Origin of the sequence: Brevundimonas sp. (genome assembly GCF_035626975.1) — a bacterium.
Classification (GTDB): Bacteria; Pseudomonadota; Alphaproteobacteria; order Caulobacterales; family Caulobacteraceae; genus Brevundimonas.
Genome location: NZ_DASPMQ010000031.1, coordinates 44,309 through 55,441 on the forward strand (window position 1 = coordinate 44,309; position 11,133 = coordinate 55,441).

An 11,133-nucleotide genomic window follows, 5' to 3' on the forward strand; every position below is an offset into this window, starting at 1 on the left:
TACCCGGCTAGTGCATCCCGGACTTCATCCGCTTCATTTCCTCGTGATCCGTGCGGATCGCGGCGCATTCGGATTCAATCAGCCGCCGCACATGCTCGGGCAGGTCCGTATCCCGTGAAGCCTCCTCGAATTTCTTCTCGATGAAGCTCTCGCCGCGATCGACCTCGGCGAGCACGGCGTCGTCGTCGCGTCCCATGATCTTGCCCTTCAACTCGGTGAAGATGTTGTGAGCCTTGCCCATGGCGGACTGGTCGGTCTCCGGCTCGGCGCCGAAGCTGCGGACCTCGGACTGCAGCCGGCGCGACAGCTCCTCGCGGGTGGAGGCCTTGCGCGACAGGAGAGAGCGGATCGGCGGGCTTTCCGCGCCTTCGGCGGCGTCGCGATAGCCGTTGGCGCTGTCCAGCGTGGTCTCAATCAGGCCGTTGAGGACCTTTACGGTGTGATCGTGAGTTTGCATGGGGAGTCTCCTTTCGCAGAGGGGGAAAGCCGACAAACCGTTCCGGACGCCGGGCGTTCCCGACTTCCGCCGATATCGCGGCGCCCCGCCCGGCGCCGTTCCTCCGACGCCGCGGAGGCCAGTGCTCCACTCACGGCGAGGTTGCCTATGTTAGCGGTAACCATTTCTTATCCATGCCCGTGACCATCTATTCGCATCACGGCGCTATTCGGGAGAGGCGTCATTGGCCTACGGCCTGCTTGCGGAAATCAATGCAGACTCGTGCAGGTTCGCCCTGCTGGACGTGGACGCCTCCGGCGCGCCCGTGATGTCCGCCTGGTTCGAACTGGCCGTGGCCGACGTGGCCGGTCCGGTGGAAGCCTTCGAACGCTACCTGTCGGATCTGGCGGGCGGTCCGCCTCCGCTGCTCGGCCTTTCGGTGGCCGCGCCGGTCTCGGGCGACGCCTTCGTCGTCACCCAGTCTGGCTGGACGGTGTCGATCCCGGAGTTGAAGGCCGCGTTCGGGTTCACCGAAATCGTGGTCGTGAATGACGCGGTGGCCTCGGCGCTGTCGCTCGAGTGGTTGTCTGCCGACGATTTCATGGCGATCACCACGACGCCGGGCGGGCCCTGCCGGTTGCAGCCGGGCCGTTACGCGGTGGTCAGCTGCGATGACGGACTGGGCGTCTCGGCGGTCGAGATCAGCGAGACGGGATGCCGGGTGATCGATACCGAGGCGGGCCACCTGGCCTTCGCCCCGGCCGACGCCGAAGAGATCGCCATTCTCAATGAAATGGCCAAAACCTACGGCCGGGTGTCCTACGAACGGCTGCTGTCGTGGCCCGGGCTGGCCCAGGTGAACGACGCCCTGATCACCGCCGACGGCGGCGCCGCGCCCGGCCTGTCGCCGCTGGAGGTGGTTCTGTACGCCCGCACCGGAGCGGATCCCCGCTGCGTGAAGGCGGTCCGGCGCTTCTTCGGCGTGATGGGCGACTTCGCCGGGCAGGTCGCCCTGGCCGTCGGCGCCACCCAAGGGGTGGTCCTGGTGGGACGGGCGGTCCTTGAGGCGCATGACCTGATCGACGCCGAATCCTTCCGCGGCCGGTTCGCGGCCAAGGGCCGGTTGTCGGGCGTGGTCGACGCCCTGCCGACCTGGGCGGTTGTGAACCGCGGCGGCGTGCTGACCGGCGTGGCGCGCCAGCTGCTCCAGCGCGACAGCGCCGGGGCTGTTCCCTCCCCGTCCCGACGTCGCGCAGCCGAGCATGCGCCGGCCGCCGGCTGCGCCGCCACCGATCTGCCGCCGCCCTTGCTGGAAGCGATCGGCGCGGGCGTCCTGATCCTCGACGCGGATCGGCGGATCGTCGCCAGCAACGGCCGGTTCTGGGAGGGGTCGTCGACGCCACGGGGGCTCACCCTTCCAGGGTCAGACTCCGAAGCCTGTATGCAGGCGATGATCGACGGCGGCGACTGGTCGGGTGAGGCGGCGGCCATCGTTCGGGAGCATTTCAGCACCCGGACGCCCTTCACCGTCGAGCGCACCGCCTTTGGCGGCCGGCTGATCTGCGACGAAGGCCAGCCCCTTGCGGACGGCGGCTGGATCATCACGGCCCACGACGTCACCGCCGTCGAGCGGCGGGCGCGGGAATTGGAGCGGATCGCCGCCGACCTGCGCGACGCCAAGGCCGAGGCGGACGCCGCCAACAGCGCCAAGTCCAATTTCCTCGCCACGATGAGCCACGAGATTCGCACGCCGCTGAACGGTGTGCTGGGCATGGTCCAGGCCATGGGCATGGACCGGTTGTCCGGCCCGCAACAGGAACGGCTGGAGGTTATCAAGGAGTCCGGCGAGAACCTGCTGGCGATCCTCAACGACATCCTCGACCTGTCGAAGATCGAGGCCGGCAAGCTGGAGCTGGAGGAGGTCGCCTTCGACCTGGGCCGCCTCGTGCAAGGAGCCCATTCCGGATTTACCGCCATCGCCAACAAGAAGGGTCTGTCGTTCGCCCTGACGGTCGCGCCGGACGCCGCGGGCGTCTATCGGGGCGATCCGACCCGGGTGCGCCAGATTCTCTACAACCTGATCGCCAATGCGCTGAAATTCACCGAATCCGGCGAGGTCCGGGTGGACGCCTCGCGTCAGGACGGGGCCTTGCGGATCAGCGTCAGCGACACCGGCATCGGCATCCCCGAGGACCGGCTGGCGGCCCTGTTCGACAAATTCACCCAGGTCGACGCCTCCACGACCCGCCGCTACGGCGGCACCGGCCTGGGGCTGGCGATCACCCGCGACCTCGTCACGCTGATGGGCGGCGACCTGTCTGTGGTCAGCGAGTCGGGCGGCGGCAGCCGGTTCACGGTCAGTCTGCCGTTGCGCCGCCTCTCGGATGTCGAGACCGTCGCTCCGGCCTCCCAGGCCGCACGGCCGGTCACCGCCGGCGCTTCGGGCCTGCGAGTGCTGGCCGCCGAGGACAACCGGGTGAACCAGCTGGTGCTCAAGACCCTGTTGCACCAGCTGGGCGTCGACCTTCGGGTGGTAGACGACGGCGTGGAGGCTTTGGAGGCGTGGGAACATGACGTCTGGGATCTGATCCTGATGGACGTGCAGATGCCGCGTATGGATGGACCGACCGCCACGCGCCGCCTGCGCGAACTCGAGATCGAAACCGGCCGTCCCCGCACGCCGGTCATCGCGCTGACGGCCAATGTGATGTCCTATCAGGTCGCTGAATACCTGAAGGCCGGCATGGACGCCTGCGTGGCCAAGCCGTTGCAACTCACCGAGTTGCTGGAGGCGATGCGGTCCGTGCTCCAGCCCGATGACCAGCCCCTGTCCGCCACGGGCTGAGCCGCCGCCTCCGCCGGGCGCTCGGCCGCAAAAGAGACGCTGCGCCGTTTGCTCGCCACAAACCCCGCTAGGGTCCCACCGTAAAGCTTCAGCGGGAGTCGGGTATGAAGGCGTTCGGTCTGGTCGGAATCTTCGCGGCGGCGACTGCGGTCGCGGCCTGCACGGACCGCGCCGACGCGCAATCCTCTTCGCCGATCCCCGCTCGCGCCGATGGCGCGCCCTATGTGCTGGGCGGCACCCAGGTCTGGAGCGTGCCCGACCCGGTCTCCGGTCGCGACTACGAGGTCTTCGTCAGTCTTCCCGCCGGCTACGAAGCCGCGACCGGACGGCGCTATCCGGTGCTCTATGTGACCGACGCCGACTATGCGTTTCCCGTCATCCGCAGCATCGCCCGGCGGGTGAACCTCGACGGGCCCGTGCTCGAGGACTTCATCCTGGTGGGTCTGTCCTATTCCCGGGGCGACAGCGGCGCCGACAGCCGACGACGCGACTACACGCCCGTTCCGCGCCGGCCCGGCGACGCCGCGCACGGCCAGGGCCCGGCCTATCAGGCCTATTTGAAAGCCCACGCCCTGCCCTTCATCGAGGGTCGGTTCCGCGCCGATCCGGCCCGGCGCATCCTTCTGGGCCACTCCTACGGCGCCCTGCTCGGGTCGCAGATCCTGCTGACCGAGCCCGGGTTGTTCGACGCCTACATCCTCGGCAGCCCGTCGTTCTGGTTCGGCGACCACCGGATGATGAAGATGGAGGCGGACTACGCCCGGACACACAGCGATCTGCCCGCGGACGTCTTCATGTACGTCGGCGGCTTCGAGACCGTCGGCGACGGACCGCGCTACAACCGCACCACCGATATGGTCGGCGACATGGCCGTGTTCCAGCGCCGGCTCGAGTCCCGCGACTATCCCGGACTGAAGATCCAGTCCGTGGTGCTGGAGGGCGAAGACCATCTGACCGTCGCCCCCGTCGGCTTCACCCGGGCCCTGAGGGCAGTCCTGCCTGCGGGCTGAGGGCTCTCGATCCGGCTTCAGCCAGGCATGAGGCCGGCCAGACCGTCCCAGGCCAGCATGGCCGCACGCGCCGTGCCGCGCAGTTCATCGGTCGTCGCGCCCTCGCGGGCGCGGAAGGTCATCCCCTGCTGGACCGTGGTGTAGAAGGCGGCGATGGCGGCAGGGTCGGCGTCGGAGGCGATCTCCCCCGCCGTCTGACCGTCCCGCAGCCGCGCCGCCATCGCCGCCAACGCGTCCTCGCGGATCTTCGACAGTTCGCCGCAGGCGCCATCCGGCAGGGCGTCGGGATGAGCGCCCGACAGGACAAGCAGGCAACCCCTGGGCCGGTCGCAATGCCCGCTGGCCTCGGCCGTCGCCAGCAGCAGCCCCTCGATCGCTTCCCGCGCCGTCGCGGCGTCCCGCATCGAAGCCCACAGGACGGAGCCTTCGGTTTCGGTATAGAGCCGCACCGCCTCGCGGAAGAGGTCCTCCTTGCTGCCGAAGGCGGCGTAGAGGCTGGGCGAGTTGATCCCCATCGCCTGTGTCAGGTCCGTCATGGACGCGTCCGCGTAGCCCTTGCTCCAGAACACCGACAGGGCGCGGGACAGGGCTTCATCTCGATCGAAACTGCGTGGGCGACCGGCCATGGCGGCTTCCGGACCTCATTTTCTACCGATTGATACATAATCCCTTGACGCCGGCAGGCAAGCTTTCCATCTGCCATTCTGTGTCAATTGATACAGAAAGAAAGCACATCATGACCGTCTCTCTCCCCCTCTCCGGAAAACGCGCCCTGGTGACCGGCGCCAGCCGCGGCATCGGCGCCGCCATCGCCCGCCATCTGGCCGCCGACGGCGCCGACGTCGCCCTCACCTACGAGAAATCCGCCGACCGCGCCGAGGCGCTGGCCGCCGAACTCCGCGCCCTGGGCCGCAAGGCCGTCGCCATCCAGGCCGACGCCGGCTCCAGCGACGGACCGGGCAAGGCGGTAGAGGGCGCGGTGGCCGCGCTGGGCGGCCTCGACATCGTCGTCAACAACGCCGGAATCGGCGGCGGGACCCTGTTCGCCGACCAGTCCATCGATGAGATCGACGCCCTGCTGAACGTCAACATCCGCGGCGTCATGCTGACCACACAGGCCGCCCTGCCTCATCTGGGCGACGGCGGTCGGATCATCTCGATCAGCAGCGTTCTCGCCGATCGGGTGCCCTTCCCCGGCGTGACCGTCTACTCCGCCACCAAGTCGGCGCTGCAGGCCTTCACACTCGGTCTTTCGCGGGAGCTGGGCCCGCGGGGAATCACGGTCAACCTGGTCAAGCCGGGCGCCACCGACACCGATATGAATCCCGCAGACGGCCCCAACGCCGCCGGCCAGCTCGCCGCCACCTCGCTGGGCCGTTTCGGCCAGCCGACCGACATCGCCTCGGCGGTGGCCTTCCTCGCCGGTCCGGGGGCCGGCTACATCACCGGGACCAGCCTCCTGGTCGACGGCGGCGTCGGCGCCTGAACCCTGCCGCCTTCAATCCGCCGCGTCCGGGGGCTAGTTATTTGCTCTTGGGCGCGGCGGTCGCTACATCCCGCGCCAACCTCCCCCCACTCCCGGACGACAGGGCGCACCGCACCTCATGGCGCAGCAATATATTTTCCAGATGCAGGGTCTGACCAAGACCTTCCCCGGCGGCAAGAAGATCTTCGAGAACATCTGGCTGAGCTTCTACAACGACGCCAAGATCGGCGTGGTCGGCGTCAACGGCTCCGGCAAGTCCACCCTGCTGAAGATCATGGCCGGCCTGGACAGCGAGTTCACGGGCGAGGCCCGGGCCGCGGACGGCGTCAAGCGCGGCTATCTGGAGCAGGAGCCGCAGCTCGATCCGGCCCTGAACGTGCGCGAGAACGTCGAGGCCTGGTGCGAGGAGAAGCAGTGGGTCACCCGCTTCAACGCCATCGCCATGGAAATGGCCGAGGAATACACCGACGAGCTGATGGCCGAGATGACGGCCCTGCAGGAAAAGATCGACGCCGGCGACGTCTGGGATATCGACAGCCGTATCGAGATGGCCATGGACGCCCTGCGTTGCCCGCCGGACGACTGGGAGGTCACCAACCTGTCCGGCGGCGAGAAGCGCCGCGTCGCCCTGGCCCGGCTGCTGCTGTCGAAGCCTGACATGCTGCTGCTCGACGAACCGACCAACCACCTCGACGCCGAGTCGGTGGCCTGGCTGCAGCATCACCTCGAGGCCTTCCCGGGCTGCGTCATCCTGGTGACCCACGACCGCTACTTCCTCGACCTCGTCACCAAGTGGACGCTGGAGCTGGACCGCGGCAAGGGACACCCGCACGAGGGCAACTATTCCTCGTGGCTGGAAGCCAAGACCAAGCGGGTGGTGCAGGAGCAGTCGGAATCCGAAGCCCGCCAGCGCGCCCTGACCCGCGAACTGGAATGGGTGCGGTCCGGCGCCAAGGCCCGTCAGGCCAAGTCGAAGGCCCGCCTGGCCGCCTATGAGCGGATGGTCGACGAACAGGAGAGCATGCGTGGGGCCCAGACCCATGCCGTCATCCAGATCCCGCCCGGCCCGCGCCTCGGCAACGTCGTGCTGGAAGTCGAGAACCTCGAGAAGGAATACGGCGACAAGATCCTGTTCAAGGGCCTGTCGTTCAAGCTGCCGCCCAACGGCATCGTCGGCGTCATCGGCCCCAACGGGGCCGGCAAGTCGACCCTGTTCCGCCTGATCACCGGACAGGAAAAGCCGGACGCCGGGACGATCAAGGTCGGCGAGACGGTCAAGCTGGCCTATGTCGACCAGAGCCGCGACGACCTCGAACCCAACAAGACCATCTGGGAAGTCATCTCGGGCGGCACCGACGTGATGATGGTCGGCAAGCGCGAGATCAACACCCGCGCCTATGTCGGCAGCTTCAACTTCAAGGGCGGCGACCAGCAGAAGAAGGTCGGGCAGCTGTCGGGCGGCGAACGCAACCGCGTGCACCTGGCCCGGACCCTGGCCACGGGCGGCAACCTGCTGCTGCTCGACGAACCGACCAACGACCTCGACATCGAGACGCTGCAAAACCTCGAGGAGGCGCTGGAAGGCTTCGCCGGCTGCGCCGTGGTCATCTCCCACGACCGTTGGTTCCTCGACCGCCTGGCCACCCACATCCTCGCCTTCGAGGGCGACAGCCACGTCGAATGGTTCGAAGGCAACTTCGAGGCCTATGAGGAAGACAAGAAGCGCCGGCTGGGCGTGGAGAGCCTGATCCCGCACCGGATCAAGTTCCAGAAATTCGGGCGGTAGCAGGGCCGTCCGACCCGCGGCAGCGTGATCGGCGAGGCCAGGGCTGCGGCCTCGCCGCCACACGCCGGGGTAAAAAGTCACTCGCCTTCCGGGCGAACAGGGCGGCGGCGTGGGGACGGGAGCCGGCGCCCGCCCTCAATCTTGGGTAACCGACCCGGACAACGGGCGGACGGGCTTGCGAAATAGAGAATCCAGTGGTTTGTCCGGCGCGCGCCCGGCGCGGGGATCCGGACGCTTCTCTTCCAGCAAGGATCACGCATGCCCATCATCAACGGCACGTCCGGCGACGACGTCCTGCTCGACACCAACGACCAGGACACCATCAACGGCGGCGAAGGCAACGACACCATCACCGCGCGTGGCCCGGCCTATGACGCGACGGATGGCGGCCCCGGCGACGACCTGCTGATCCTCGACTTCTCCACCGCCACCGGCAATGTCATCACCGGCCAGTATTTCCCCTCGAGCGGCGACACGACGGGCTATTTCTACGAGGTCCCCACCCGCCAGGTCGACTTCGCCAATTTCGAGCGCTTCGACATCCGCACCGGCTCGGGCGCCGACGTGATCGTCACCGGCGGCGGCGCCGACATCGTCAGCACGGCGGGCGGCGACGACGACATCGACACCTGGCGAGGGGCCGCGACCGTCAACGGCGGCGCCGGAACCGACCTGTGGCGCGCCGACTTCAGCAACAACGCGACCGGCATCAACCTGAACCTCAACGCGGCCATCGGCGGTTTCGTCGCCCTTGGGAACGGCTCCAGCGTGACCGGGGTCGAGCGTCTGCTGCTGACCCTGGGCGCCGGAAACGACACCGTGGTCGGGCGCACGGGCGCCTACAACGACACCCTGGACACGGGCGCCGGCGACGACACCGTGACCTTCACCGGCGGCAACGACAGCTACGTCTTCGGCGTGGGCAACGACACCCTGGTGGCGGACTTCTCGTCCGAGACCTCCGCCGTCCTGCTGCAGATGCCCTACGACAACGAGTATGGCTTCCTGCGCAACGCCAGCAACAGCCAGCGCGTCAACTTCAAGGGCGCCGAGAATTTCAACATCCGCCTCGGCGCGGGCGACGACAGCATCACGACCGACGCGGGCTTGGACACCCTGTATGGCGGCGACGGCCGTGACACGCTGAATACGCTCGCCGGTGCGGCGGTGATCGACGGGGGCGCCGGGATGGACACCTGGCATGCCGACCTGAGCTACTTCTCGGGCGGCATGACCATGGATCTGAACGCGGGCATGACCGGCGTCAACGTCATGGGCGGCGGCTCGTCGGTGGCCAACATCGAACGCACCCACCTGACCTTCGGTTCGGGCGCCGACGTCATCACCACCCTGTACGGTGTGAACAACACCGGCACGGATCTGCAGACCGGCGGCACGGGCTATATGGACGTCATCCACGCCGGCGCCGGCGACGACGTCGTCACCTCGGGCGGCGGCGGCTTCGGCGGCGGCCTCGGCGACGAACTCTACGGCGACGCCGGGATCGACACCCTGATCATCGAGATGTCGGACCGGACCACGACCCTGAGCATCTTCGAAAGCAGCGGCGAAGGCGCCGGCGTGTTCGGCAACAACCATTTCTACGGCATGGAGCGGATGATCATCCGCTCCGGCTCGGGCGACGACGACCTGCAAACGATATCCGGCGCCTGGGAGGACACGGTCAGCAGCGGCGCCGGCGACGACTTCATCGCCACCTTCCAGGGCCGCGCCCACATCGACGGCGGCTCGGGCGTCGACCGCTGGATCGGAGACTACACCGACGTGGCGGTCGATCTCGCGATCGACCTCAATCTGTCGGGCGTGCAGCAACTGGGCGACGGCAGCGACATCGTCGGCATCGAGCAGTTGCACTTCCAGGCCGGCGCCGGCGATGACGTCATCACCACCCGCACCGGCAACACCGAGGACGGCCTGGCCGATTACATCTGGGGCGGCGAGGGCAACGACATCATCACCGTCGGCGGCGGCGCCGACGAGGTCGACGGCGGCGAGGGCGAGGACATCCTGGTCGTCGACTGGTCGGGCGAGACCGTCGGCATCCAGTCCTTCGGCGGCCTGTTCCGCGACGGCCCGTCGGGCAATACGACGGTCGGCTACGCCAACTTCGAGCACCTGCACGTCACCGGCGGTTCGGGCGCCGACAACATTTTCGACCTGTACGGCGGCGACGACCGCTTCAGCGGCGGCGCCGGCGCCGACTGGCTGAGCGGCGCGAACGGGGACGACTGGCTCGACGGCGGAGCCGGGGCCGACACCCTCAGCGGGGTGAACGGCTTCGACACCGCCAGCTATATATCGGCCGGCGCGGGTCTGACGCTCAACCTGGCCAACAACGCCGCCAGCACCGGCGACGCGGCGGGCGACCAGTACGTCGACATCGAGCGCTACGAGCTGACCAACCACGGTGACGTCCTGGTCGGCTCGACCGCCGCCGATCAGGTCGCGGGCATGGCCGGCGACGACATCCTGACCGGCGGCCTGGGCGACGACGTCCTGGACGGCGGCGACGGGCAGGATACGGCCGTCTTCTCGGGCGCCTACGCCGCCTATTCGATCGGCATCGTCGATGGCGTGGTCACTGTCACCGGCGCTGATGGCGTCGACGTCCTGATCCAGGTCGAGAAGCTCCAATTCTCGGACCGGACCATGACGGTGGGCGTCGCCCTGGCCGGCACGCCGAACGGCGAGCTCCTGATCGGCACCGACGGCGACGACACCCTCAACGGCATGGCCGGCGACGACCGCCTGAGCGGCGGCCAGGGCTACGACAGCCTGATCGGGGGGGCCGACATCGACGCCGCCGACTACAGCACCGCCATCGGCGCGGTCGTCGCAAGTCTGACGACCGGCGTGGCTTCCAACGATGGCGAAGGCGGCTCGGACACCTTCTCGGGGATCGAGAACCTGATCGGCTCGGCCCTCGGCGACAGCCTGACCGGCGATGCCAACGCCAACCTGCTGACAGGCAACGCCGGCGCCGACCAGCTCGCCGGCGCGGACGGCAATGACACCCTTCGGGGCGGTGCGGGCGCGGATGTGCTCACGGGCGGCGCGGGCATCGACACCGCCGACTATTCCGCCGCCGCGGCCGGCATGCGGGCCCAGCTGAACACCAACGCCTCGTCCAACGACGGCGATGGCGGCACGGATACGTTCTCAGGCATCGAGAACCTGACCGGCTCGGCCTTCAACGACGTGCTGATAGGCGACGGCGGCGCCAACACGCTGCGCGGCGGGACCGGGGCGGACACCCTGCTGGGGCTGGCCGGCGCCGATGTGTTGTGGGGCGGCTCCGGCGCGCTGAACACCCTGCAGGGCGGGCTGGGCGACGACCGCTATGTGCTGGAGGCTGCCGATTCGATCACCGAACTGGCCGGCGAGGGAACCGACACCGTCGAGGCGCGGATCAACACCTACACCCTGGCCAACCACGTCGAGAACCTGATCTTCGGCGGGACCGGGGCCTTCGCCGGCACGGGCAATGCCCTGGCCAATGTGATCACCGGCGGGGCGGGGAACGACGCCCTGCGCGGCCGCGGCGGCGTC

General features: G+C 68.4%; 7 protein-coding genes. 5 read left to right on the forward strand and 2 right to left on the reverse strand.

Annotation, left to right across the window (positions count from 1 at the left end; all coding sequences use genetic code 11):
• Positions 1-7: 7 nt before the first annotated feature.
• A complete protein-coding gene (locus tag VEB62_RS08190) occupies positions 8-457 on the reverse strand; it encodes a PA2169 family four-helix-bundle protein (RefSeq protein ID WP_324797893.1) in 450 nt (149 codons plus the stop codon).
• Positions 458-680: 223 nt separating this feature from the next.
• Between VEB62_RS08190 and VEB62_RS08195 the strand changes: the two genes are divergently transcribed.
• A complete protein-coding gene (locus VEB62_RS08195) occupies positions 681-3,281 on the forward strand; it encodes a glucokinase (protein ID WP_324797896.1) in 2,601 nt (866 codons plus the stop codon).
• 104 nt (positions 3,282-3,385) lie between these two features.
• The gene (locus VEB62_RS08200; protein WP_324797899.1) at positions 3,386-4,291 is read left to right on the forward strand and encodes an alpha/beta hydrolase; all 906 of its coding nucleotides are present in this window, start codon (positions 3,386-3,388) and stop codon (positions 4,289-4,291) included.
• Between the two features lie 17 nt (positions 4,292-4,308).
• On the opposite strand, the gene VEB62_RS08205 is transcribed toward VEB62_RS08200, so the two are convergent.
• Positions 4,309-4,917: a TetR/AcrR family transcriptional regulator gene (locus VEB62_RS08205; protein ID WP_324797901.1), complete on the reverse strand. Its 609-nt coding sequence runs from the start codon at positions 4,915-4,917 to the stop codon at positions 4,309-4,311.
• Between the two features lie 110 nt (positions 4,918-5,027).
• Here VEB62_RS08205 and VEB62_RS08210 point away from each other — a divergent pair, with 110 nt between their 5' ends.
• The 3 genes from VEB62_RS08210 to VEB62_RS08220 form a co-directional block, all read left to right on the forward strand.
• Positions 5,028-5,777, forward strand: a complete 750-nt coding sequence (locus VEB62_RS08210) for an SDR family oxidoreductase (protein ID WP_324797903.1) — start codon at positions 5,028-5,030, stop codon at positions 5,775-5,777.
• 118 nt (positions 5,778-5,895) lie between these two features.
• Positions 5,896-7,563: an energy-dependent translational throttle protein EttA gene (ettA, locus tag VEB62_RS08215; RefSeq protein ID WP_324797905.1), complete on the forward strand. Its 1,668-nt coding sequence runs from the start codon at positions 5,896-5,898 to the stop codon at positions 7,561-7,563.
• Between the two features lie 258 nt (positions 7,564-7,821).
• Positions 7,822-11,133, forward strand: a 3,312-nt coding sequence (locus VEB62_RS08220; RefSeq protein ID WP_324797907.1) for a beta strand repeat-containing protein, incomplete at its 3' end; no start/stop codon positions are given.